At 38.4% G+C, this 26,846-nt stretch carries 21 protein-coding genes; 13 read left to right on the top strand and 8 right to left on the bottom strand.

Features of this window, described 5'->3' with window-relative positions; all coding sequences use genetic code 11:
- Positions 1–121: 121 nt before the first annotated feature.
- From WAX86_RS19260 to WAX86_RS19245, 4 genes are all read right to left on the bottom strand, one after another.
- On the bottom strand, positions 122–868 hold the full coding sequence (locus tag WAX86_RS19260) for a phosphatase (protein WP_341489518.1): 747 nt from the start codon (positions 866–868) through the stop codon (positions 122–124).
- A complete protein-coding gene (locus WAX86_RS19255; protein WP_341489517.1) occupies positions 852–2,969 on the bottom strand; it encodes a GNAT family N-acetyltransferase in 2,118 nt (705 codons plus the stop codon). Before WAX86_RS19255 ends, WAX86_RS19260 begins: the two co-directional genes overlap by 17 nt.
- Positions 2,970–3,089: 120 nt before the next feature.
- The gene (locus WAX86_RS19250; protein ID WP_341489516.1) at positions 3,090–4,064 is read right to left on the bottom strand and encodes a ParB/RepB/Spo0J family partition protein; all 975 of its coding nucleotides are present in this window, start codon (positions 4,062–4,064) and stop codon (positions 3,090–3,092) included.
- Positions 4,065–4,067: 3 nt separating this feature from the next.
- Entirely contained in the window at positions 4,068–5,282 is a 1,215-nt protein-coding gene (locus tag WAX86_RS19245) for an AAA family ATPase (RefSeq protein ID WP_005306311.1), read from the bottom strand.
- Positions 5,283–6,480: 1,198 nt separating this feature from the next.
- Here WAX86_RS19245 and WAX86_RS19240 point away from each other — a divergent pair.
- Positions 6,481–8,481 (top strand): replication initiator protein RctB domain-containing protein, encoded by a 2,001-nt coding sequence (locus WAX86_RS19240; RefSeq protein WP_005306308.1) that lies wholly within the window; start codon positions 6,481–6,483, stop codon positions 8,479–8,481.
- 102 nt (positions 8,482–8,583) lie between these two features.
- Entirely contained in the window at positions 8,584–10,854 is a 2,271-nt protein-coding gene (locus tag WAX86_RS19235; RefSeq protein ID WP_341489515.1) for a patatin-like phospholipase family protein, read from the top strand.
- Between the two features lie 210 nt (positions 10,855–11,064).
- Here WAX86_RS19235 and WAX86_RS19230 read toward each other — a convergent pair whose 3' ends face one another.
- A complete protein-coding gene (locus WAX86_RS19230) occupies positions 11,065–11,859 on the bottom strand; it encodes a helix-turn-helix transcriptional regulator (protein ID WP_065171167.1) in 795 nt (264 codons plus the stop codon).
- 153 nt (positions 11,860–12,012) lie between these two features.
- Between WAX86_RS19230 and WAX86_RS19225 the strand changes: the two genes are divergently transcribed.
- From WAX86_RS19225 to WAX86_RS19210, 4 genes are all read left to right on the top strand, one after another.
- Positions 12,013–12,408, top strand: a complete 396-nt coding sequence (locus WAX86_RS19225) for a hypothetical protein (RefSeq protein WP_341489514.1) — start codon at positions 12,013–12,015, stop codon at positions 12,406–12,408.
- 111 nt (positions 12,409–12,519) lie between these two features.
- A complete protein-coding gene (locus tag WAX86_RS19220; RefSeq protein ID WP_341489513.1) occupies positions 12,520–13,065 on the top strand; it encodes a 3'-5' exonuclease in 546 nt (181 codons plus the stop codon).
- A 191-nt stretch (positions 13,066–13,256) separates the two neighbouring features.
- Positions 13,257–14,147 carry a DMT family transporter gene (locus tag WAX86_RS19215; RefSeq protein WP_005306297.1) on the top strand — a complete coding sequence of 297 codons (891 nt, stop codon included), beginning with the start codon at positions 13,257–13,259 and terminating at the stop codon, positions 14,145–14,147.
- 175 nt (positions 14,148–14,322) lie between these two features.
- A complete protein-coding gene (locus tag WAX86_RS19210) occupies positions 14,323–15,243 on the top strand; it encodes a LysR family transcriptional regulator (RefSeq protein WP_341489512.1) in 921 nt (306 codons plus the stop codon).
- Positions 15,244–15,312: 69 nt separating this feature from the next.
- On the opposite strand, the gene WAX86_RS19205 is transcribed toward WAX86_RS19210, so the two are convergent.
- Positions 15,313–16,641 (bottom strand): hypothetical protein, encoded by a 1,329-nt coding sequence (locus WAX86_RS19205; protein ID WP_341489511.1) that lies wholly within the window; start codon positions 16,639–16,641, stop codon positions 15,313–15,315.
- A 571-nt stretch (positions 16,642–17,212) separates the two neighbouring features.
- Positions 17,213–18,517 carry a serine dehydratase subunit alpha family protein gene (locus tag WAX86_RS19200; protein WP_044177810.1) on the bottom strand — a complete coding sequence of 435 codons (1,305 nt, stop codon included), beginning with the start codon at positions 18,515–18,517 and terminating at the stop codon, positions 17,213–17,215.
- A gap of 460 nt (positions 18,518–18,977) precedes the next feature.
- Between WAX86_RS19200 and WAX86_RS19195 the strand changes: the two genes are divergently transcribed.
- The 3 genes from WAX86_RS19195 to WAX86_RS19185 all read left to right on the top strand — a co-directional run bounded on the left by WAX86_RS19195 (position 18,978) and on the right by WAX86_RS19185 (position 22,266).
- A complete protein-coding gene (locus WAX86_RS19195) occupies positions 18,978–20,339 on the top strand; it encodes an NCS2 family permease (RefSeq protein ID WP_341489510.1) in 1,362 nt (453 codons plus the stop codon).
- 162 nt (positions 20,340–20,501) lie between these two features.
- Positions 20,502–21,593 carry a choloylglycine hydrolase family protein gene (locus tag WAX86_RS19190; RefSeq protein ID WP_341489509.1) on the top strand — a complete coding sequence of 364 codons (1,092 nt, stop codon included), beginning with the start codon at positions 20,502–20,504 and terminating at the stop codon, positions 21,591–21,593.
- A 490-nt stretch (positions 21,594–22,083) separates the two neighbouring features.
- The gene (locus WAX86_RS19185; protein ID WP_005306282.1) at positions 22,084–22,266 is read left to right on the top strand and encodes a hypothetical protein; all 183 of its coding nucleotides are present in this window, start codon (positions 22,084–22,086) and stop codon (positions 22,264–22,266) included.
- Between the two features lie 202 nt (positions 22,267–22,468).
- On the opposite strand, the gene WAX86_RS19180 is transcribed toward WAX86_RS19185, so the two are convergent.
- Entirely contained in the window at positions 22,469–23,404 is a 936-nt protein-coding gene (locus tag WAX86_RS19180; RefSeq protein WP_341489508.1) for a VirK/YbjX family protein, read from the bottom strand.
- A gap of 403 nt (positions 23,405–23,807) precedes the next feature.
- Here WAX86_RS19180 and agaR point away from each other — a divergent pair, with 403 nt between their 5' ends.
- The 4 genes from agaR (at position 23,808) to agaE (ending at position 26,807) form a co-directional block, all read left to right on the top strand.
- Positions 23,808–24,584, top strand: a complete 777-nt coding sequence (gene agaR / locus WAX86_RS19175) for a transcriptional repressor AgaR (RefSeq protein ID WP_341489507.1) — start codon at positions 23,808–23,810, stop codon at positions 24,582–24,584.
- Positions 24,585–24,657: 73 nt separating this feature from the next.
- A complete protein-coding gene (agaV, locus tag WAX86_RS19170) occupies positions 24,658–25,131 on the top strand; it encodes a PTS N-acetylgalactosamine transporter subunit IIB (RefSeq protein ID WP_065171177.1) in 474 nt (157 codons plus the stop codon).
- 19 nt (positions 25,132–25,150) lie between these two features.
- Complete coding sequence (agaW, locus tag WAX86_RS19165) at positions 25,151–25,933, top strand: PTS N-acetylgalactosamine transporter subunit IIC (RefSeq protein ID WP_065171178.1); 783 nt, start codon at positions 25,151–25,153, stop codon at positions 25,931–25,933.
- Positions 25,923–26,807, top strand: coding sequence for a PTS N-acetylgalactosamine transporter subunit IID (agaE, locus tag WAX86_RS19160; protein WP_065171179.1), 885 nt, complete (start codon positions 25,923–25,925; stop codon positions 26,805–26,807). The genes agaW and agaE overlap by 11 nt, the downstream gene beginning before the upstream one ends.
- Positions 26,808–26,846 lie beyond the last annotated feature (39 nt).

The raw sequence follows: 26,846 nt of genomic DNA, 5'->3' as shown, positions 1-26,846 counted from the left end.
GGTAAGAAGGTAAGAAGGTAAGAAGGTAAGAAGGTAAGAAGGTAAGAAGGTAAGAAGGTAAGACTAAAATAGAATATTTACAGTGTAAACCCATAATAAAGATTTACACTGTAAACAGAGATTAAAACGAGTTCACTGAAAATTCTGATATTAGCTCTTTTCCTCTTAGCTCTAGGAACGATAGAAATGAATCAGGAGAATACGTTATTATACGTTCTTGAGGAAAATTATGATGCTTAAGTAATGCTTTAACTTGAGTAAAATTACCAACATCTGCAGCGAAGTGTGCATCTGACCCCGTTGTAATAAAGACATCCAATTCTTTAGCCATCGCAATAATGTCAGAACATCTAGGAGCGCTCCCTACTCTCGATCCTCCTAACGAAGAGTTATTTACTTCAATTGCGACATTATGATTTGCTGCTTGACGTAAAACCACTTCAAAGTCGAAATCGAAATGCGGATTACCTGGATGACCAACTGCATCAATATTGCCTGAACTAATCGCATTGATTAAAGCTTGAGTATGACTCGCTTTATCCGCAGGTTGAAATATTGGTTCATGAAAACTACCAATTACCCAATCAAGGCTATCGATAATACGTTGGTCTAGATCAATATCGCCTTCTACATTAAGGATATTTGCTTCGACGCCACGAATAATTGCAACGTTATGAAGAAAGCGTGGCAAAATTCGTTGATTAGCAAAGAACCAAAAATGAGGCGCACCAGGCATTGATGGAGCATGATCGGTAGTACAAAACATCTTGAGACCATTTTTAGCCGCAAATTCAGCATTCTCAAGAAGCGTACTATATGCGTGTCCACTCGAAACCGTATGCGTATGTGTATCAACTAATATTTGCATGTTCAGTACTCCATTTTAAAAATATCTCTTGAACAATAGATCGTAATTTTTGCTCAGCCTGCTTTTGCCCAACTAATTCATAATCTATAACCAATTCAGACCAGCTTCTCTTTTGAAATACTTTTCGGCAAAAGAACGATTCATCTTGCTCAGATAAAAAACTCGGTTGACTCAAATACCACATCATCAGTTGCTCAAGACTTGCAACAACAAGATCATACCCCATTCCACCGCGAAGAAATGCGGAGAGCTGCATATTCATCAAATCCAAAGAAAGAAAAGAAGCTTGATTTTCTTGCTTAAGGGATCGCCACAATAGCAGCAATAAAGAAGGCTCCAACTGAGAAAACACCTCAACTCTTTGATACATCAAATTTGCAGCAAAGAGCGTTTGTGCCGACTCTAACCAGATCTCACTTTTCGCAGTTAGAGGATGTACAGCTAAAGCCGAATGTACTCCACTCGATGCATCTTTTGTTAATCCTAAACGAATAAACTGATAATTAGCTTTCATCCAAAACTGAGTTAGGTCGCAGCTAGCGCCAAAACTTGTTCCCAAATAATCGAGATCTAATGCTTTTGCTTGAGATGTTACTGCCTCTAATAATTTCAAACCAAAACCTTGCTGCTGGCAATTTGGATGAATTGCAATACGCTGGATTCGCCCACAACCTTGGGTAAGAGCAGCATCCAAACCAATATGAGCCGCTATGGATTGAGGGAGTAAATGTCCTTTTATTCGACGTTGGCCCAGTCTAACTTCTTCAGCTAAAGTGCTATCAAACCCACCTTCTTTTAATACAATACAGCAGCCAATTATGCGACCTTGATAGGAAGCGATAAAACAAAGTACATCAGGGTGAGTTAATAATAATTGGATATCATTTGGCGAGGTTTGGTAGTGAGCATTAATCAACAATCCAACAAACTGCCTAAATCGTTCTTCATCTTTTGCTAATATGTCAATGCTAACTAGAGAATAAATAATCTCTGAGTGATGACTTGGAAGCTGAGTTAAGTCTGCCATCTCAGCATTAAGCATTAGAGCATCGAAACACCATTTTTCAAGAGGGTCATTTGCAGCCCAACGAACGGGGTGATGTAGCGAAATCGAGCGAAACTGAGGCATTTTATTGGCTAAGATCTGCTTAAATTTAATCGCAAATCCTCGTCCAGTCCCTTCATAACCGTGAATTGTTGATGAGAAGACAATACGACTATATCGGTTAAGAATTCGTTCGAGTATGGAAGTCGGAATAGCCGCGGCTTCATCAACAAATAATAAATCACAGTCAACATGCTGCTGTAATAACTCATCAGGAGCTACATATACAAGCATACTGTGTTGCCAAGATAACTCTCTTCCTAAATGACACTCTAGCCCGAGCCTATCTGCAGCATGATGAAATATATTTTGCGCCGCTTTAAATGACGGCGCGGTAACGACAATTTTAATTTTTCGTTGAGATAATAATTGGGCGGCAGCTAAACCAAGGGCAGCTGATTTACCTCGACCTCGATCTGCCGTTAAAACCAACGGTCGCTTGCGGTGTCCAGTCATCACTTTAATAATAGCTTCAATGCCTTTTTGTTGATCGAGAGTAATAGCTCCATACTCAAGAACCGATGAAGCAGTGTGAATAATAGAATCATCTATCTCTGGCAACTGGGGGAATAAAGCGCGAGATTCAGACAAAAAAAGGACGGTATTGATATCGATATAATTCAATAAACGTTGATAGGCTAAGTTAGCCTCTACCCACTCTTCAGGTACGAATAAAATAGCTAAACCGCCACCTTTAATTGTACCGACAACAGCTCCAATGGCTTCATAACTCAGATCTGAATTACCTTCAAAAATGACACAATCCGTTTCCTGACCTAAAACCGTTTTTGCTTTTTTATAACTGATACGACGACCTTGATATAAATTGGAACTAAGCTCTCCTACCCAAAGTGGTTCTTGATAATAGCTAGTACACAATTTGAGATAAGGTTGAGCCCATTCGTAGCTTCCTTGAATCACAACGAGTCGACGGCTGTTCGTTTGCTGTAAAAAAGGAATTAGCTGCGTCAGATAATGAGAGAATTGGATATGCATAAGTCAACGATACTAAAAAAATTCTGTATCGATCATAGCATGGATGAGTCAATTATTTTGCTAAACAATAGATAGAAAAAAACCACATTGATTAATGTGGTTTAAAAATAAGAGAGAAGATTATTTGAGATATTCAGTGAGATATTGAAGAATATCACTCACTTGACGATCGCTCATTTTTTTAAGTTTTAGCTGTAATTTATCGCCATCACGGGTATAGCTAACTTTACCTTTAACTAGTTCTTGAGCTTTTGGCTTTTCAATTGGTTGTTGTGGTTTTAAGCTCTCTCCCATCTCTTCAAGCTTTATCGTAACTTCACGTGTAATACGAGAAATACCCTGAGCATTGATCTGTTTCCACAATGGCTTATTAGTTTGTGATAGCTGATCAATTAACTCATGCTGCTTATTATCATCTAAACCAAAGAAAATACGATGTAGCTTTACAATGGTTGGGCGACCTAACTCACCAACACTAGGGTATGCCATCAGTAATTCCATTGGTAAACTAGCCGCCTTAAGAGCTCCACTAACTAATGCTTCACTGCATTGACAGTATTTAGCCAATTCTTTTTGATCGGCAACTTTGCCATTATTTAACAATGCCTGCATTTCTTTACCTCGCTCATAAAGAGACAATGGTTTATGCGCATTCGCGACATCAGAAAGAAACTTAGCATGTTCGGTATTAATACCGTTCGCAACATAAATTAAGAAGTCTTTTTGTGCCAAAATACATGACATACGACGGCGGCTACCATCTAAAACTTCAATTCGACCGTCGTCCATCCAACGACCAACAGCCGGATATTGCTGACCACGATCTTTTAGTGTTGATAAAATATCAGCAAGAGCGTGCTCATTTAAAAACGCTTGTTCACGAGCATTTTCCGTAAACACAACCGTTTTCGTTGCAACCTCAGCTGCTGGAATTTTAACTAATTCAAAGGCTACCGTTTCTTCACCCGCAACGGCCAATTCGATAACAGCTGCTTTATCTTTTGCCGCAGTTTGAGCTTCAATCGGGGTTGTTGCACGGCGCTTATCGGCTTTACCAAATAAACGAGCATTGAGATCTTTTGTTTTAATTGCCATAGTTTACTCCCGATTTAGATTCGCCCAATGGCTATGCATTACACGTTCAAGCTCTAATGATACTCGCTGAATGGCTTCTTGCGCTGTTGATAAGGTTTTTTTACCCCCTTCAAATTCAGCCGCAGTTAAATCAAATACTGTACTATAGGTATCAGCACAGGTTTCAAACGCTCGACTTCTTGGTACTGTCGCCATCATCACTTGATCACGTAATAAGTAGTTCATTTCAGTTAAAACCGAAACTTGTTTCTTATTATCGTCTTCAAACATGGTAGGCATCAGGCGAATAAATTCCAAACCATGCCAATCTTCAGGGAACATCTCATATACAGTAGGTAGATGCTGGAAGAAGTTTACGGTCGATGCCCAGTCCAATCGCTTTGCTGCACATGGAATGATTAACGCATTAGAAGCATACATAGCGTTCCAAACAAGTGGATCAATATGAGGACCTGTATCGATCATGATTAAGTCAAACTCATCAGCAATCGGGTCTATCACACGATCTTTTAGTAAGCGAACAATATCAAGGTCTTGATTTACAGCGAGATCTTGCCAAGCATCAGCATTGAACATTGCATCTTCAGGGAACGCGGCAATTGTCTTTAAATTTGGATATTGAGTTGGTAAAACAACGTTATCCATCAAGAATTTCTTATTAAGCTGTGCTCCTTCAGGAATATTATCGAGCATAACATCAACAGCTGAATAAATTGTTTCTTGCTCACCAACACTGATCAAAGGGTTTAAGAATAGGCGTAAAGAACCCTGTGGATCGAGGTCAATAAGACAAATACGGTAACGTTTATCCAAATCGAGAGCTAAACATGCAGCAAGATGAACGGCAGTCATTGACTTACCAGTACCACCTTTTTGGTTCTGAACATTAACAACCCAAGGTTTTCGACCCGCACCCTCTCGCTCATGAAATGCAGGTTTTTTAGCTGCAGCCATAAGTTTGTGTGCTTCATCTAATGTAATAGAGTAGTGATTAGCATTATTTTTAGTAAATTGATGACCAGTTGCTTCCATTCGAGCAATTGCATCATCTAATTTACGGCGTGTTAAACCAGAACGAGTTTCCATTAATGCTTTAGACATTGGAGGAAAAAGTTCTTCTCTTCTTTCTTCTAAAACAATCTCAATACGGTCAGCTTGTACTTGTTTCGTCTGCTCAGCAATATTGAGCAAATTCGTTATGGTCTGTTCCCTATTCATTCTATTTTTCACCATGATAAAAGACTTAGCGATATTGTACAGCACATTTACACAAAAACAATAAATAGCTGAACAAAAAAAGATAAGTATATATAATTGCTTTTTGCAGGATAATTCAAATTTTTAGATCGTTTTTTGTGATGAGCTCTGAAATTTTATAGGGTAATTAACCAAGAAAGAGGGACACAAAGAAAGTGTTACAACGTCACTTATTTACAATGTAAATGAACATATCTCGGAAGCGTGAAAAAAAAGAGCTAAATTACGGATGATGTAGAATCAATTATATCTTCAGTATTTGATGCAAAATTAAACACACTAATGAAATTACTCAATTTCATAGCCAAAACTGTCAATTATCTTAGTTAAACGAGCTACGAAAGGCGACAACCTTGATCATTGATCCATAATTTTTAATAAATAGCCGAACGATGATCAAGGATGTTTTACACACTAAGATCATGCCATATTTCAGTCTCATGATCGGAAAAATGATCAAGTAAAGCTTTAAAAATATATTTGATCTCGGAAGCATATAAAATCAGGAGAAATTTACGGGGAACGTAGATTCGACAAGGGATTAGACGCTATTTTTACAATAATAAAAAGTCGCTAATAGCTATAGATAGATAAAATTGAAATACAAAAGCTCTTCCATGATCATCTTTTCCATCGGACACATGATATAATCCGATTTCTTTACTGGAATTGTCATTTCAATTTTGGATTTGAGAGTAAACTACAGCATAATTTGGGAGAATTGCGTTCAAAAAACGATTACTTGATCATTGTTCTAGGGTGAAAATCTCAAAAAAAGAAACCCTATCGAAGTCTTCTGTGGATAAGTCTGTGTGTAACCAATGATCAAATCATGATCATTGATTCGAATAGTTATTGATCATCGTTTCATCTCCTTGATGATCATGCTTTAGGGGCTTTGTTGATCATGCTTTCTCATACTTATTGATCATGCTTCTGTGAAGCCTTTGATCATTCTTCCTAATATCAAAAAAATAAAAATTGTATTTATCAATGGCTTAAGTACGTATTTAATGACCAGATCATAAGATCAGATAATCATATAGATCATAAAAATCAAAAAGATCAGTTAAAGAAAAAATAATAAAAAAATCTTTATTTATTGATCTTTTTCTATTAATCTCTTACGGAAAAATGATGCATCTACGGCCTTTGACAGATGAAAACCACTCAGAAGACTGATACTACAACCACGGAAAAGATATTGATCTTAGCTCCAAGATCCCACAAAGATGGGCATCTTTTTGCAATCCATTCGGCGATTGTTGATTGGCTTGGTCAATATCAACATTTTAAAGGTGTGACAAAAAGCATCATTGAATTGTTAAATCTAATTTCACTTCGAGGTTTATCAACGGTTGATGGCATGGTTTCAACAACAGAGCTTGTTGAAGCAACAGAAGGGCAGTTAACTCGTGCAGCCATTCAGCAACGGTTACGAGCAGCAGTTAATCTTGGTTTATTTACTCAGCAACCCGTGCGATTTGAAGAAGGGCTTGCAGGGAAAACAATGCTGCATCATTTTGTTAATCCAGCACATTTAATTTCACAGTTAGGTACTGGAAGCCTTATTTCTGAAACAAGTCAGGAAAAAGAAAAGAAAAAACGCTCGAAGGCTTTAGCTCAAACTCATGTTAACCGTCGCTTACTGACGGAACATGGTTTAGGTACTCCACCAAGCATGCCCGATGAGGCCGATCAAATTGTGGTTTCACCAACAAGTTGGGCTGGGATCATTGATCAAGCGTTAGCCCCCCCTCGGACAAAAAAGAGCTATCAAAAATCAATGGTAGCGATTAGTGGTACAAAAGCGATCATTGAGACTCGATCTTCAAAGTCGATCATGACGGTTGATGATCTGATGACACTATTTGCGCTGTTTACATTAACCGTGCAATACCATGATCATCATATCTCTGATTACGAACTTCAATCTCGAGTTATGGGGAATAAAACACCTGTTTATATTACCGATATTCTAGCACTGCGCGGTAAAAAAGACAGTGGACCTGCGCGAGATTCTATTCGTGAAAGTATTGATCGTATTGAATTTACTGACTTTCAGTTACATGAATTAACCGGTCGTTGGTTAAGTGAAAATATGCCTGAAGGTTTCAAAAGTGATCGTTTTCGTTTTATTGCTCGTACGATCACAGCTTCTGAAGAGGCGCCACAAGAAGGTGAAGATGGTGAGATCCGTATCAAACCTAATTTGTATATTATGGTTTGGGAACCGTCTTTTTTTGATGAATTATTAACCCGTGACTATTTCTTTTTATTCCCACCAGAGATATTGCGTCAGCATACACTTGTGTTTCAGCTGTATACGTTTTTTCGTAGTCGAATGTCGCGTAAAGGCACTGATACTATGCTTCTTAGTGAGTTAAATCAAAAGCTTGCAAGAAACATTGAGTGGCGACGTTTCTCTGTTGATTTAATTCGGGAATTGCGAAAATTAGCAAAAGATAAGATCTCTGAGTCTATTTTTGCCGTTAATTTATGGGGCTATCATTTAACGATCTCACCAGAGGATCCGGATAAGCGCTATACCGATTACCAAATTGATATTAAATGTAATGCTGATGAAGTGATCCGTTTTTCTCGTGCAAAAACAATCAATGAAGGTAAGCGAAATATGGCACCTACTATGCCAAATCCGCTTCGAAATGAGATTATGCCACGGCAACACCTTGATCAGCTTTCCGAAATTATTGATGGTGAATTTGAACCCATTCAGCGCAAAGAACATCGACCGAAAGGACGTCTTGGCCGTCGAATTAAGCTGCGTAAGCATTTGGTAGAAATTAATGCCGATGAATTAACGATTATTTTATCTAAATATACTTCTCCAGAAGCTCTACAACGCAGTATAACGGCACTGTCGGCTATGACTGGTCATCCCTCTAGTGCTATCACTGATGAATGCCAGGGGTATTTAGAGAAGCTAGATTGGCTACGTGTCGGTGATGAAGTGGTATCTTATGAGACCTTAAGTAAAACAGTTGAATTATACAATAGTCAGCAAGATGCCCGACATTTGTCGATTGAACGTTTAATCTCTGGTCTAGCGGTTCGTCGTAAGGTATGTAAATTAGTTCATACTGGACATATTAATGATCAAGTCATGGCTGCACTAGATGATGTTGCAAAGGGTATATAAAATTTAGATTACTCGTCCGAAAAAGGATTCTCGTGGTAGAATCCTTTTTTCTTTTTTATCTTCTGATAACTATTTACCGAAATGATCTTTATAGAGGGTAGTATGTCGCGTTTAGATCGAATGCATGTCAGAAAAGGGTTATTGATAGTTGCATTATGTTTTAGCTCTAATGTCTTTGCTGATGCGATAGATCGTCCACAGATAGATCGTAAAAAAGTTGGTTTAGTACTCAGTGGGGGAGGCGCAAAGGGCGCAGCTCACATTGGTGTTTTAGAAGTTTTGGAAGAGAACCGAATTCCTGTTGATGTCATTACTGGTACCAGTATGGGAGCCTATGTTGGTGGCATGTATGCAATGGGATTAACGGCTAAAGAGGTGAAAGATCGCACGTTAAATGCAAATTGGGATCAAGGTTACAATGATCGAGCAAAACGAAATGATCTAACATTACGTCGTAAACAGCAGAACGATGATTTTCAGCTACATACCGATCTAGGTTTAGATCTTAATGGGGAATTTAAAGCGAGACCCAGTGCTTTTCAGGGGCAGGGGATGGCCGTTTTACTGCGTAATTTAACCAATAACCTACCTGCTGTATCATCATTTGATCAATTACCAATACCTTATCGTAGCGTTGCAACCGATATTGCAAAAGTTGCGCCTTATGTCATTAGTTCTGGTCATTTAGCAACGGCTATGCAAGCGTCTATGACGGTTCCTGGCGCACTTAAGCCTGTAAAATTAAATGGCAAGCTATTGGTCGATGGTGGTGTTGTTAATAATATGCCGGTTGATATAGCCCAGAAACTGGGGGTCGATGTTATTATCGCGGTCGATTTGCGAGACAGTTTACTTCCTCAAAAAGATCTGGAAAGCGCACTTAATATCATCTCTCAGCTAACAACATACATGACAAATGCCAGTGCTGATCATCAAAAAAGTTTACTTCATCCTGGTGATATTTATATGCAGCCCGATGTGAGTTTTATGCTTGCACCGGATTTCGATAAAATGGAGCTAGCGTATCGCGCTGGCCGAAATATCGCGAACAAGATGTTGCCTGCTTTACTTAAATTTCAAGTTTCTCCAGCCCAATATGAACAATATTTAAAAGAAAAGCAGAACCGACGTAGTCAATTGGCGGCTCATAGTGCCTATTATATTGATACGATCGATATTGATAACCATACCCGTTTATCTGACACGGCATTACTGGCTTTATTAGATTTGAAAACGAAACGTATCATTTCTAATGAAGAGCTTGAAGAAGCGGTTAATCGCCTGCAGTCTCAAGATATTTTTGCTAAAGTCGGTTATGAAATTGAACACCGCTCGGGTAAAAACGTGTTAGTGATGAAAGTAGATGAAAAGCCTTGGGGGCCGGGATATCTTAATTTTAAATTAACCTTTGAAGATGATTTTTCTGAACGTTCAGATTTTACCTTTGGGGCACAATATATTTATACCGATGTGACCGATAAAGGTGGTGAATGGACGGTGGAAGCACAGCTTGGTAGCTGGAAAAAGGTGAATACAGAACTCTATTTGCCTTTTGATTATGACCAAAAATTCTTTAGTGCCTTTGGCGCGAGTTGGAACAATGAAATTCGTCAATTTAGCAATATTGATGCTGATGCCTCATCCTTAAATCTTCGTGCTGAATATGCAAACTATACCGGTTTTGCGGAACTTGGTTGGAATGTTCGCCCTTGGGCTGTCTTTAATATGGGTTATCGTATTCAAGATGGTAAAATTCGTCTACTTGTTAATGGTTCGAAAGAAGATTACCGAACCTATGGCCCATACTGGAGCTTTACCTATGATGACTTGGATAATTTTTATTTCCCATCAAAAGGAACCTATTTCTCATCTGAGTTTGGCCTTATCGACGCAAAAACAGCATTCTTAGGTGAAAGTGAATCTGGTTATGGCTCCTACTATGACGTTTCATTAATTCAACCATGGAATTTAGGTCGTCATTCAGTTGTTAGCATCTTAAAGAGTGGCGGTTCTGATTCTGAAGAAATCTTACCAATCAATGTTCAAGATCTCGGTGGTCTATTTAATTTATCAGGTTATCACCGCTATGAGTTAAATGGTCGTTACAGTGCTTTTGCTGGTTTAATTTACCGCTACCGTTTATTTGATAATGATTTTGGTGCTTTCTCATCTCCGGTATATCTCGGAGGTTCTATTGAACGTGGTGGGGTATGGAACCATGTGTCTGATATGAGCTGGAATAGTGCCATCAGTGCAGGAAGTGTATTTATTGCCATCGATTCATTTTTAGGGCCTGTGTACTTTGGTTATGGCCAATCATCTCACGGTGATAACTCCATTTATTTATCTGTTGGCGGTGGTATTCAAAACTAAGTGACATATTTTGACATTGACATGACAAAATATTGACGGATTGAGCTATTATTTATCCCGGATATAACCTTTGTCCCTTTCGATGAGTGTACTGTGGCGTTACTAAGGATAGTAATAAGACAGTAGCTAAACTCTCGAAAAGCAATATATGAGTTTTTGGCGAGCCTTCGACCGGCTCGCTTTTTTTTACCTAAAATTTGATTTAGCCTTCTAGCTTTGAATGTCCATACCAATACGTTGACGATATTGTTCTGGTGTACTACCAGAATGCTTTTTAAATAATGTTATAAAAGGAGAAGCTTGGTGATAGCCTAAGGTCAAGGCTACTTCTTTTACCGTCATCCCTCGTCGCAATAAATGCAAAGAGTAGATATATTTTCTTCTCTGGCGCCACTCTGTAAAACTCATTCCCAATTTATCTTGGCAGTGTCTTGCTAATGTTCTCTCTGTTGTATGAAGCTCGCTTGCCCATTGTGCTAATGATTTGGCATTTGTTGGATTCTTTTCTAACTCGACCAAAATTGGATTTAACAGCTTATCATCGCTTGTTGGTAAAAACTGTTGATGGATAGGGCACTGCAAGACTTGATCGAGAAGAACTTTAACTAGTCGTTCATCTTCAGGTGTTTGTGGATAGACTAACTTTCGACGGCGAAAATCATTTACAATTGCCTCGATAATAGGAGAGATTTCTAATAGGCAAGGATAACTTGGCAATGTCGATGCTAAAGGCGCAATAATGTTCATCGAACAATAATCTAAACTGCGGCGAATATAGCTCTCATGAGTGACAGTTGGTGGGACCCAAACCGCATACTGAGGAGGTGAGAGAAATCGTTTGTTTTGGGTTTTTAGCTCCATTATACCGCCACTGATTAATTGTAACTGTCCCCATGAGTGCCAATGCGGAATGGTTCCTGTATTTGGCAAAAAGACTTCATGGCCGAAAAATATTTCAGCTGGAGGGTTGTTATCATCAAAAATTGGGCGATAGACATTTTTCATATGTAGATCATCTATATGACTCTTTCTCTGCGTAAAGATACGGTCTTCGAGATAATAGTTCAATCAATACCCTGACAAATCTGTACATAGAAAGGATAGATATGGCTGAATTGACTTGGCATTGTTGCAGTTGGAAAACTAGATTGGAACAGAATGATGAAATTATGGCGTATTCCTGTATTGCTCGTTGCCCTTTTGGGAACAAGTTTATCTGTAATGGCAAAAGATAATCATCCAATATTGTATAAAGGCGTGTACACCGTTGGTTTTGAAGTGAATGCTTTTACACCATGCAATGATACTAAAGACTATTGGTTATACTCAGAGAATGATGCTTTAGCTGATATTGACGCAAATTTATTGGATCAAATTGCAAATGGTAAGGGCGATGAGCCTTATTTGAGTGTATATCTTGAGTTTGACGGTGTGAATGAAGGTAAATCTGATGGTGATGGCTTTGATAGCGAATATGATGGTGTCATTAATGCGAGCAAAGTACGTTTAAGTAGTAAAGTAATCCCTAACAACTGTAAGATCCACTCTCACTAAATAATGATCGTTTAAAGAGAACTCTGGATATAGTGTTCATCTCAAAGTTCACCCAAGTAAACGATAATGGTATTATCCGTGTCTGTTTACCCCGTGATCCTTGGATGAAGAATGAATTTTGACCGCTTAGTCTGTTTTGACCTTGAAATGTGCTGCTGGAATGATGGACGAAGACCAAGGACTGGTGAAATTATCGAAATTGGAGTCGCGGAACTGGATTTAAATACTGGGGAGATAGTTCGTCGAGCTCAGCATTATGTGCTACCAGATCACGATCAAGTTTCTCCGTTTTGTACCGAACTCACTGGCATCAAACCTGAGCAAGTTGAAAAGAACGGCAAACCTTTAGCTGTTATCCTTCGTTCGATTGAACAGAAATTTGGTGGTCGACATAAAATTTATGCCGCTTGGGGCCAAGATGACTTAATTCTTAAACGAGAATGTGAAGCTAAAGGTCTTAAGGTTCCATTTCGTGAATACCTAAATTTAGCGACTTTGTTTAAGTTACAACGCCATGTTGAGAATAAGCGATTAGGTCATCGAGCTGCAATGGATGTTGCAGGTCTTGAGTGGGAAGGTCGTCAGCATTCTGGTTATGTCGATGCGTATAATCTAGCGCGATTGGCAAGAACCATGTTTTGTGACGCTAATTCTTAATTAATTTAAGCGGAGCAAGTGCTTCGCTTTTTTGCATTTATCGCCAATATCATTCTTTTTTTGATTATGTCTGATAAATAACTCAATATGTCCGATTACGAATATGTGTTCGGTAAATGACGTGACACAATAGCCTTATAGAGTCTCGTATATTCGAGTAGTCTCCTGCAAGTTCTGCATTAAGGCGTGTTATGTTCTACCTATTTCCCCTGTTAACCGTTACGATCTGGGCTATAAATGCCATCGTAAATAAACTTTCATTTAGTGTTATAGATCCCGGTGCGATCTCTTTTTATCGCTGGTTTTTCGCCATGGTGACGTTAACGCCGTTTGTCGCAATTGGTGCCTGGCGCAAGCGTCATATTATTAAGCCTTATCTATCCAAATTAGCGTTTTTAGCTCTACTTGGTATGGTATTAAACCAATCTCTTGGTTATTTTGCTGCAGCTACCACCTCTGCAACTAATATGGCTTTAATTATCTCATTAGTACCGCTTATCAGCATGTTTTTAAGTGTCCCTTTACTCGGCCAACGATTAGCGCCAATGGCGTTAGTCGGGGCTGTTCTGTCCCTAGCTGGCCTTATCTTTATGTTAGGGCATGGTGATATCTCTTATTTATTAGCACAAGGGATCACTCAAGGAGATGGTTTATTGCTAATTGCAGCATTCGTGTATGCACTTTATAGCGTGTTACTGAAACGTTGGAAAATGCCGATAAGCAATTGGCAGTCTGTGTATGTTCAGACATTATTTGCGGTGATCATGCTAACTCCCCTTTTGATTACAAGTCATCGTTCAGGTATTACCGCCGATTCTTTACCACTTATTATGTATGCTGCTATCCCTGCTTCTGTGATTGCACCATGGTGTTGGCTACAAGCTATTGAACGATTAGGTGCTGATCGTACGGCGATGTTTATGAATTTAATGCCGGTAATTGCTGCGATTGTTGCCAGTATTGTTCTGCACGAGCAACTGGCTTATTACCACTATATTGGAGGAATGATGGTGTTGGCCGGTGTTGCATTAGCACAACGAAAACCCAAACAGCCACCAGCAAAAGATATGGCAATTGCTTAATTGATTTAGTAATGAGAAAAAACGGCTTGATAATAAGCCGTTTTTTTATGCTTTTTTCTTTTAGCTATTGTTTTGATCTTTGGTCGATTAATTGAAGAGAGCTAAATAGTTGATTGTCTTGATTATGACTGGCACCATTACCCAACAAAAGACATTAGATAGATAAAGGTAAGCTATGGATCTCAATACCGTTGCGATTTTTGCACAAGTTGTCGAATGTGGCAGTTTTACCCAGGCAGCAGAGGCTCTAGAGTTAACCAAATCTACAGTGAGTCGAAAAGTTGCTGAATTAGAAAGCCACTTAGGGGTTAGGTTATTAACGAGATCAACGCGACATATTACTCTAACTCAAGAAGGGGAGCTGTTTTATCAATCTTGCGCTCAGATGATGGACATTATTTCACAAGCCGAATTGGAAGTGACTGCAAATCAGGATCAAGTCCGTGGAAGGATTAATATTGCGATGCCGGTAGAAGTAGGACAGCAAGTCTTAATTCCGTACATCAATGAATATCTGCGTCAATATCCAAATGTGGTCATCCATCTTGATCTAACCAATAAACCGGTTGAGTTAATCAGTGAAGGTATTGATCTTTACGTTCAAATTGGGCCAATTGAAGATTCAAGTCTTATTGCTCGTCAGTTTCACTCTTCTCATCGTATGCTGGTGGCAAGTCCTGAGTATTTGGCACAGTATGGTGATATTAATGTACCTACTGATTTAAAAATACCTCACTACCAAATTCGAATAGATAATGCTGCAAGGGTTAACTCTGCTTGGCAAATATCACAAGATGAGCAAGAATTTCACATTGAGCTTCCTCATCGTATTCAGGTTAATACGATATCTGCCGCCGCAGAAGCTTGTGTTGATGGTTTAGGTATTGCTTTATTGCCTGAGTTTATTTGTCTTCCTCACCTTGAAACTGGGCGACTTGTTCATTTATTACCTGAGTGGAAAATGCCAGAGGTTCCAATCAGTTTCGTTTATTCTCAGCGAAATTTGATGCCTAAGAGATTACGTCTGTTGATCGATTTCTTAATGGCTAAATTAGAAGAACACCATAAAGGAAAGCTCGCTCCAACTGTAAGGTAACGACCATAATAAAAAGGACTATGATCGATTTTTCGACCATAGCCCTTTTTTGTATCTTTTACTGCCAAATTACATAAAAGCAAGTAGTGGAGAAATACAAAGCAAGATACCAGTAATAATAATTAGATTGGTCGCTACACCTTTGTATTTATGTAAGCTAGGCACTTTATATACCAAGTATGCTGGGATCAAACAGCCAACTAAACCGAAGATCGGACTACAGATAGAAGTGAACGACAAGATTGGAGCATTGAGTGCAACCGCAGACCATGCCAGTAAAATAATAAATACGGTCACCAATTTATTAACCAGTTGACGGTTAATTTGTGACTCTTCAAATTTTCGTAGCAGCAGATTCATTGCTAAACCACGACATGCTTCCTGGAATGCAAGAAATACCCCAAAGAAGGATGTTACGACCGCAAAGATGTTGATTACAATTCCGGTAATTGTCGCCCAACTTCCAGGGAAGTAATGAGCAATAATGGCAAGTGCAGAGATATTTTGTTGCATGGCTTCATGAGCTTGCTCTTGATTTATCGCAAAGGTAAATGATATTGCGAAGAAGAACACGACAACAAATAAGATAGAAAATGCGATAGTCATGGCACGAGAGGCTTTGTAACGTGCAACTTCAATCGATTTTTCATGGGATCGGTATGAGATCACCATTGGGCTAAGTGATTGGATAAATAGGATCGAGGTTAGCGTAAACGGTAAGGTAATGATCGCATCCTTGATCATTGCTCCCATATTTCCCATTGCTGGAATATTATTGAAATCCCAGCGAGAAATAAGCAGTACTCCCATAACACCAACCAAAGTTAATACCGTTACTGCCATAAATCCCGACAGTTTAAACAGCAACTTTTCACCTTTAGAACCGATAAAGGCCAAAATACAGATAAGTGCTAAGCCATAAAAAGCATTTTGGTTTAAATGGCCTTCGGTAATGCCAAAGGTATGCAGATAAGATGAGCTATCATTGGTAACGGCAAGTGAATACACCAGAACCCAAATAACTAACATCAAAAAATAGAGAATACCAAGAGCTACACCCCAGTTCTTACCTAAGTAGCCAGAAATAACCCCAGGGTAATCCGTACATTCTTTTGATTCTGCTAACGTATTAATAAATAGCTTTTGGAAGAGATACATTGCTGGGTAGCCAATGATCGAAGAGAGCAAAAAGACCCAAAGTCCCATCACGCCGACTTGCACAGGAAGGAAAACAATACCGGCACCAATTGCCATGCCGATACTCATTACAATCCATCCAATATCAACGCTGTCAAATTTTATCGCTTGTTTCCACTCTTGCTCTGACATATTGGCACTAATGTGGGGTGGGACTTTGGTATTACTCGCAGATTTTACTGCTGGGGTGATATCACTCATAGTGGTTTCCATTTAGTAGGGTTGTTATTTTTATTTTAGATACAGAGCATCAATTCTCTTCAAGATGAGCATACTCAGATATGAAGAGAATTATTTTGCAAAAAAACGCATGTAACTAGCATAAAAAGAAATCCATTCTCTGCTATTGGGTTAAGCATAAAATGAATTTTCACCCTTGATTCTGATCAGTTTAAACGATCTTTTTTGTGTCTAATAGTTTGAATTACTTCAATATTTTTATATTTATTTGGCTCTGTAATGGCCTTGTATTTTCATCTGTTACTGAGATATAAATCGCAAGTTTAGTCATTTTTTCTAAAATAAGCTGTTAGATGGAGACTTATTCTAAAAAGGGAACAATCTTGAGTAATTTTATCTGGTATTACAGATTGAGTAGGATTATCTCGCTAGAGAATATAATTAGAAATAACTAAAGGTTATAAGTTATCACTAATGCTTATTAAGAAGGGAATAACTAGAGTTAAAAATCAATTGAGAGGTAAGGATAAACCCATTGTATTTACACAATGGGCTTAGTTGTACGGAGAGTAAATGATGATCTGAAGCGGTATTACGACTTGTTCACCATAATATCTAGAATCTGCACATCGGTTTGAGTCATTGCGCCATTGGCTAGAGCGGATAAGTTGCGAATAGAAGTGTCAACATCATCTGCCACAATACCCTCGTTACCAGTTACACGAATACCGTCAAGGGCCATTAATGCGGCTTTAACGGCAGCACTAGCAGAAGATGAAACTTTCATTGCACAGCTGGTTTTTGCTCCATCACAAATAATACCGGCAATATCCCCAATCATGCTGCAAATAGCAGAGCTGATTTGTGGAAAGTTACCGCCCAGTAACCAAGTCATCCCCGCAACTGCCCCCATTGAAGCTGTTGTTGCTCCACAAAGTGCTGAGAGTTTGTTTTGATGACTTTTAATATAAATGGCCATTAAATGGGAAAGCATAAGAGCTCGAATTTGTTGCTCTTTATTAGCTTTAATAAAATCGGCTACAGCGACAACTGGCATTGTGGCTGCAATCCCCTGATTACCAGAACCAGAGTTGCTCATTGCTGGCTTCATGGCACCATCCATTCGCGCATCTGATGCCGCTGAGGTTCGGCAGAGTACCTCTGTTAACAGTCCACCAGATAAGAGTCCACGGTCGACGTTACGCTGGAATGTAGCACCAATTTGTAAGCCATATTTACCTGTTAGGCCTTCAATAGATAATGCGTCATTAAGCTCATAAGCTTGTTCAATAAAACGAATATCTTCAAGAGGGGCATTCATTGCAAAATCATAGATATCTTCTGCAATGGCTTCTATAAATGGATTTTCATCGGCGCCCGCTTTTTGTGCAGATGTGTCTTTTTGTGCCGTAAACGTCGTGATGCCGTCCTCTTCAATTGCAATTACTTGTGTGTGACTATCGGCAATGGTAACACTAACAAAATGCTCTCCGCTGTATAATGTCGCTTTGGCATAAAGAATATTGGTGACATCGGCAACGGTTACTGCAACATTACCATTATCAATAAGCGCTTTACCTAACTTCACGTCTTGCTCGGTGATATTTTTTAATACTTCAAGTTGTGCTTGTGAATCACCTGCGATAGCTCCAACTGCAGCTGCAATGGGTAAGCCAACCATACCTGTTCCAGGTACTCCAACACCCATTCCGTTTTTCATTAGGTTTGGTGATACTTGAGCACGAATTGCATCTATATGAGTAACGCCTAGTTGCTTTAGTTTTTCCATTGCAATGGCAGCAGCAAGAGCAACAGAGACTGGCTCAGTACAGCCAAGAGCTGGAACCACATCGCGTTTAACAACAGAAATAAACCCATTCCATAGATGCTTTTTCATTATATTCACCTTAAATCTACTGCTAGAAATACAGAGCTTGTTAGCGATATAGAAGAAAGAAAGTGCTCTGTATGATTTAGGATTATATTAACGCTAGAAATGAAGAAATGTTTTCCCTTTTTATCCTCATTTTTTATTGATATGTAGAAATATTTTCTATGATTGTTGCTGTTAATAGGTTGTTTGTTGACTTGATCACATAATTAATAGAATTTAAATTGTTAATTATCTGTAAGCTTTAAACGTAAATTTCACATATTTTCTTAATCTGTAGCAATCGTTTTCGTTTGCAATTAATTGTCTGCTGTTTTCTTCACCAAATACCAATGAGATCATCATCAAATTTTTGCTTTTTGTGTTAAAGCTTCTTAAAATCGCGGCAAAATTTAAAAAGCCAAACGTTTGCGTTGCGTTTTTTTACTTCCTTTAAGCCTGACGACAATCATGAAGGATAACTCTCATGTCAGATAATCGCTCCATTGCTTCTCATGCAACTGGTCATACTGGGTTAGATCGTTTTTTTCAAATCTCTGAACGTGGTAGCTCCGTGCGCCAAGAAGTCGTTGCTGGATTAACGACATTTTTAGCAATGGTATATTCCGTTATCGTTGTACCAAGCATGTTAGGTGCGGCAGGTTTTAACCAAGGCGCTGTATTTATTGCAACGTGTTTAGTTGCGGCCTTTGGTTCTTTACTTATGGGTCTTTGGGCTAACCTTCCGATGGCTATTGGGTGTGCCATCTCTTTAACTGCTTTCACTGCATTTAGTTTAGTGCTAGGACAAGGGATCAGTATTCCTGTTGCGTTGGGTGCTGTCTTTTTAATGGGTTTAATCTTTACTGCGATTACCGTAACAGGGGTACGTAAGTGGATTTTATCTAATATGCCTTTTGGCATTGCTCATGGCACAGGTATTGGTATTGGTCTATTTCTCTTATTAATTGCAGCCAATGGTGTGGGTTTGGTGGTTAAAAACCCTCATGAAGGTCTCCCTGTTGCAATGGGGGATTTCACTTCTCTACCTGTACTTATGTCTCTTATTGGTTTAGCTGCGATTTTTGGTCTTGAAAAACGTCGCGTTCCTGGTGGTATTTTATTAGTCATTATTGCTATTTCTGTTTTTGGTTTAATTTTCGATCCTAAAGTAACATTCCATGGTTTTTTTGCGATGCCAACCTTTGGCCATGAGGGGGAATCACTGCTTGGCGCTATGGATATAATGGGAGCGCTAAACCCGGTTGTTTTACCAAGTGTTCTAGCCCTTGTGATGACGGCTATTTTTGATGCTACAGGTACGATTCGTGCTGTTGCAGGACAGGCTAATTTGCTCAATGAACGTGGTCATATTATTAGTGGTGGTAAGGCTCTTACCGCAGACTCAGTAAGCAGTATTTTTGCAGGTTTTGTTGGTGGCGCTCCTGCTGCTGTTTATATTGAATCAGCTGCTGGAACTGCCGCGGGTGGTAAAACAGGCTTAACAGCAACCGTTGTTGGTGCTCTATTTCTACTAATGCTATTTCTCTCTCCATTAAGTTACTTAGTTCCTGCTTATGCGACCGCACCGGCTCTTATGTATGTCGGTCTACTCATGCTCAGTAATGTCAGCAAGTTAAATATGGACGATCTGGTTGATGGCCTTTCAGGATTATTGTGCGCCGTCTTTATTGTATTAACTAGCAATATTGTGACAGGCATCATGTTAGGCTTTGCTGCTCTTGTTATTGGACGCGTCATTTCTGGTGAATGGCGTCGCCTTAACATCGGAACCGTACTAATTGCGATTGTTCTTGTTGCTTTTTATGCTGGTGGTTGGGCTATCTAAGATTTAATCATTAGATGCTATAAAAGCCCTTGAGATAGTATGATCTCAAGGGCTTTTTTGTCGTTTGAAATATTTTTTTACAAGCCAATAAAACATTGTTTTTGACGATAAGATAAAAACATGTAATATCGTCGCCAATATTGATACATGGTGATGTGAAACATGAAACTAAAATTATTAAGTGCGTTACTGGCCTCTGTTGTCGCATACTCTGCTAATGCGTGTACAGGTATCTCTCTTTCATCTACTAACCACGATTATATTCAAGCTCGTACCATCGAGTGGGGCGAAAGTGATCTAAATAGCAAGTTAGTTGTTTCTCCACGAGAGCATTCGTATACCTCTATCTTATCAGATCAAAAGAAAGGCTTAACTTGGCAGAGCAAATATGGTTTTGCTGGTATCTCAGTAAGTGATGACCGTTTTATTGCCGAAGGGGTAAACGAGGAAGGCTTAACCGCAGGATTATTCTATTTTAAGAATTACGGCTCTTTAGCTAAGTACGATCCAAACTCTGTTGCGAATAATATTACAGATATGGATTTTGTTCGTTGGATGCTAAGTCAATTTAAAACGGTAGCAGAAGTCGAGCAGGCGCTTAATCAGATTAAGATTGTCCCTGTTTATATGGACGCAAAAGGTAATCCATCACCAACTGCTCACTGGCGTGTTTCTGATAAGCAAGGTAACAGCATCGTGATTGAGATTATGGATCATGGGCAGATCCATATTCATAAAAATACCGCTAAAGTCCTAACTAATGCTCCTGACTATAATTGGCAGGTGACAAATTTAAATAACTACATAAATTTACATCCGGGAGTGAGTCAGGCTCAGCAGATTAATGGAGTTAATGCCTTCTCGTTTGGTGTTGGTTCTGGTGCTTTAGGCTTACCTGGCGATATTACACCACCATCACGATTTGTTCGTGCGGCATTTTATGTAAACTCGGCTCCTGTTATGAAAACGGGTGATGAAGCTGTTTCTCAAGCATTTCATATTTTAAATAACTTCGATATTCCAATCGGCAGTGAGTTTAATGCAAAGGAATACATTCCAGCCGATTTACCAAGTGCGACACAATGGACATCAGTTATCGATCAGACTCGTGGGCTGTTGTTCTACAAAACTATGCGTGATAGCACCATCAAGAAAGTAGATTTAAGTAAACTAAACTTCACCAATAAGAAAGAAGAAGTTCGCCCCTTAGATAATGGTAAGTTTTCGATTGAAGATGTGACACCATCTCTTTAAGTAAAGTGCGTCATTGTTAAGTTAGAAGCACAGTATTTCTATTAGGTACTGTGCTTTTTTTGTGTCTTATATCTCTGTTTAGATACCATTTTGATGTAGAGCTAATACTCTATATATTTGCAATGTATTATTACTAATAATGATAGGTTTGAACAAGGTGAATATTCTTAAATTACTTTTTATGTTCATAATTTTGATTTGTTGTTTGATTAGTTATGAATGACTTTAAGTTGATGCCTGATTATTCATAATCTTAGCAAAATAGAATTATTTATATCTTTTCATTTTTATTATTATTTTTAATAGTCGTCCAAAGCTCAATCGTATTACATGCAATTTAGGACAATACGACTTTTACATTATACGAATCTAACGTTGCAACTATGTCGCTAATAATTTTTAAATCTTCTGGTATGTTTAGTACAGAAGTCGCCACAAGAATACTGACATGCTTCATTATCATAAGTACAGAGACATTTAGGAGCGTAATATGAAAGTTGTTATTGAATTTACAGAAACAGGTAAATATCGTGATCAAGCATGGGAAGGCTCATTTCTTTGCTCTAAAGGTCAGCTACATGCAGTAACACCTTCTTATGCCGCGCAGTTAATCCAACAGCGCAAAGCCGTTGTCTGTATGGATAAAGATGGTGAGATCCGAATTGAGAAATAATGTAATTTCTTAATTTAGTACAGAATTAGAATTAACTAAGTTATGTATCACAATGGATGTGCTCATTCTCTACATAACTTAGTTTCCTAAATGAAACCCTTTTTATTCACAGTTTTTTTCATTTTGGGAAGATTACAAGTATTGCTTATAGATACTTGGGTTAAGCGGGGAAAGCCGGATGCTTTCCCTATTTTTTTATCTTTCATTTATAAAGCATAATACTACTTTCTAACGCTGTTTTGCATTCATCGAGCCATTGATAGCGTTTCGTATAGAGTTTTCGCTTGGTTCTATTTAGTTGATCTACATCTTTTCGTTCTGATTGAGTGGGTAGCTGATAGGTATACTTATCAATACGCTTACCATGGTATTCCTGCCATAGCTTATCGTAATCAAAACTCACTGCATTTCGTTTCGAACCTATATAACGCAACGCTTGATAAATATGGCCTTGGTTAGATATGGCACATATGTTCTCTATCTCAAAGAGCTGTGCAAACATCATTACGATTTCAACCATTAAGGCTTTGGTCCGCAGGCCATGTAATGCTTTGGTAAGACTTTTTATCGTTTCATTTCGATTATAGATACTCTCCGTAGGCCCTTGTAGAGAACCAATGTAAAGAGTATTTTCAGTTGTTGATATCGTAAAGCTGATTGAATAAAGCCGTTGACCGTATTCATCGATAAGTTGGAGCCCTAGCGATCCTTCTCTGCGTTCGCCTGAGTTGAGATTAATACTGTAGGATCTTTTGTCTTTATCTTGAAACTGATATAACACGATGCCTCTATTTTTATAGATAGCATCTATATGATAAGGAAAATGTTTAAGCATAAAAGTGAAATGCTCAACAATAAGTTGGGTTCTTCTTGCTTGTGACCATCCAAGATTGCCATAGGGCTTTAAAGGCTTTTCGAGAAGACAAGGAAATTGCGTTTTTAATGGTGCTAGCTGAGGTGTGGTCAACAAATCTAGCATGGTTTGAACCGTTTTTGGCGAGGTTAAGTACCAAAAAACAAAGCGAGCATTTTTACGTATTTTTTGAATCCCTGCTGTATGTGGATACACTAAGTTTGCGAGGCTAATTGCTTGCTGTAGCCGACTATAATTATCTTGGGATGGTAAAGTAGTGCTCACTGGATATCCTTGGCTATTGACGATAGAACATCCCATCTTAAAAAAATGACTTTCAAAGTTCTGTCTTATTGATGTAAGCGATTGTCATTGTTGTATTTGTTAATATTCTATATTTGTGATCTTTATCAACTGAAAGATTGAAATAAATAATAAAAAATATCTTTATTAAAACCTTTCGATGGTGATTAATATCATTATTTTTCTTATTGATTTCACTAGATATGGATACATATATTCTTTTTTAGCGGTTTTCACTTTCACTACAATGAAAGGTTTTATTCCAAAATTAAATAGAACAATGATTGTGATCAGGATTTCATTTTTAATTTTATTTAAGTGCTGAAATGAATTTATAAGATTACTTATCTTTATTAAGTTTCTAACTAAATTTTTGGAGTTAGATATGACCAGCACGGAACGCAGACAAAAAATAATGCTAGCAATACGAGAACATGGTTCTGGTAAAGTGGATGACTTTGCTTCTGAATTTAATGTATCAACGGTTACTATTCGACACGATTTAAATTTACTCGAAAAACAAGGATGTATTTTTCGTTGTTATGGTGGTGCAACCTTAAATCCACATTTTGCATTTGAATTACCGCTATATCATAAAAGACAAGTTAATCGCTCTATTAAAGATCTAATTGCTTCTACGGCTGCGAATCTGATTCATGATGGTGATACTGTTATTTTAGATTCCGGTTCAACCATTGCTAGAATGACTGCGTATTTAGCTAATAAAAAACAGTTGGTTGTTATGACTAATTCCCTAAATACTGCTTATCAATTAAGTGGTTATGAAAATATCGATCTTCATGTTGTTGGCGGGCAGTTACGCCGAACTTCATGTTCTTTAATTGGACACCAAGGAGAGGACCAAATTCTAGGTCATCGCTTTGATAAGCTATTTTTAGGTGTCGATGGATTTGATTTAACTGCTGGGATCACAACTCCAGATGCTAATGAAGCTTGTATTAATCGAGCAATGTGCTCTGTTGCTAATGAAATAATTGCTGTTGCAGACTCTTCTAAATTTGGGCGTAAGAGTTTTTGTATGATAAGAGAAAGACATCAAATTAATACATTAATAACTGATAGTAATATTTCTCACCATTACCATGACAAACTATTAAGCCTAGGTGTTGAAGTTATTATTGCTGATAATAAACAGCATTAATTTTATTTATTTTTAGGGAATTCTTTAATACAAAAACAGATGGATTTATATCATTGATAAAAAGGAATGTGTTATGCCTAATATTGTATTAAGTCGTATAGATGAACGTTTAGTGCATGGTCAAGTTGGCGTGCAATGGGTTGGTTTTGCTAATGCAAATATTGTTATTGTTGCCAATGATGAAGTTGCCCAAGATGAAATGCAACAGAATTTAATGGAAATGGTACTTGCAGATGGTATTGCAATTCGTTTTTGGTCAATACAAAAAACAATCGAGACAATTCATAAAGCAGCAGATCGACAAAAAATATTACTTGTATGTAAAACGCCACAAGATTTTCGTTTATTAGTTGAAGGTGGGGTTCCGATTGAAAGGATCAATGTTGGTAATATGCACTATAGCGATGGTAAGAATCAAATAGCGAAAACCGTTTCTGTTGATCTAAATGATGTAGAACAATTTAAACGATTAAAGGAATTAGGAGTCACTTGTTATGTACAAGGTGTTCCTACTGAAAGTGCAACAGATCTATTCACTTTGTTGTAATTGAATAAGGGATGTCATTATGGAAATTAGTTTTATACAAGCAATAATGCTAGGGGTGCTTGCCTTTTTTGCTGGCTTAGATCTTTTTAACGGTTTAACGCATTTTCATCGTCCAGTCGTATTAGGCCCATTAGTTGGCTTGATCTTAGGGGACTTGCCTACTGGTATTTTAGTTGGTGGTACCTTAGAACTTATTTGGATGGGATTAGCGCCGTTAGCAGGTGCTCAACCACCGAATGTGATAATCGGGACTATTGTTGGTACTTCGTTTGCTATTACAACAAAAGTGGAACCTAATGTGGCTGTCGGAGTTGCAGTTCCTTTTGCCGTCGCGGTGCAAATGGGCATTACTCTGTTGTTTTCTGCTATGTCAGCCGTGATGTCTAAGTGTGATCAATTTGCTCAGAATGCCGATGATAAAGGTATAGAAAAAGTCAATTATATGGCATTGGCTGTATTGGGAACATTCTATTTCTTATGTGCTTTTCTACCTATTTATTTAGGTGCAGAACATGCTGAAAATATTGTAAACGCAATGCCAAAAGAGTTAATTGATGGTCTTGGCGTTGCCGGTGGAATTATGCCTGCTATTGGTTTTGCTGTGCTAATGAAGATCATGATGAAAAATGTCTACATACCTTATTTCATTTTAGGCTTTGTTGCTGCAGCGTGGCTTCAATTACCTATTCTCGCGATAGCAACAGCTGCAACGGCGATGGCTGTCATTGATTTTATGCGCAAATCTGAACCCACTCCGATGACAACGGCTCCTGCACAAGAGGATTACGAAGATGGAATCTAATATCACTCATGACATGAAGTTAAATCAGTACAATCCTGAAGTACAACCAGCCCCTGGCATTGCTGCTGATGAATATGAAAATAAAGAGATTGGCGCAGAACTAACAAAAGCAGATATTAATCGCATGGCTTGGCGTTCTTTATTATTACAAGCCTCTTTTAACTATGAGCGTATGCAAGCTTCTGGTTGGCTCTATGGTTTGCTTCCTGCTTTGAAAAAAATTCATACGAATAAAGCTGACTTGAGTAAAGCCATGCAGGGGCATATGGGCTTTTTTAATACTCACCCATTTCTAGTGACTTTTGTTATGGGAATTATTCTTGCTATGGAACGCTCAAAGCAGAATATCAACAGTATTCAAAGTACTAAAATTGCTGTTGGTGCTCCGATGGGAGGTATTGGCGATGCGATGTTTTGGCTAACGTTATTACCAATTTGTGGCGGCATAGGGGCCGATCTTGCACTGCAAGGTTCCATTATGGGCGCTGTTTTTTTCTTTGTTCTGTTTAATGTAGTGCATTTTGGTTTACGTTTTGGATTAGCACATTACGCCTATCGTATGGGAGTTTCGGCAATTCCCATGATTAAGGCCAATACTAAAAAGGTTGGACACGCCGCATCCATTGTCGGTATGACAGTTATTGGTGCTTTGGTGGCAACGTATGTTCGTCTTTCTACTACCGCAGAAATCACCGCCGGAGATGCGGTTGTTAAACTTCAAGCTGATGTAATTGATAAATTAATGCCAGCGTTTTTACCTTTAACCTACACCTTATGTATGTATGCGCTCGTTAAGCGAGGATGGAGTCCTCTTAAACTTATTGCAATAACGATGACTCTTGGAATTGTGGGTCGTTTCATGGGATTTTTATAATTGACGGATAAAGTAAGGAGTGAGATCGAACTGATGACA

The sequence above is a fragment of the Photobacterium damselae subsp. damselae genome, assembly GCF_038086725.1.
Lineage (GTDB): Bacteria > Pseudomonadota > Gammaproteobacteria > Enterobacterales > Vibrionaceae > Photobacterium > Photobacterium damselae.
Note: the sequence above shows the minus strand (reverse complement) of the source record. Positions and strands in the feature narration are given on the sequence as shown.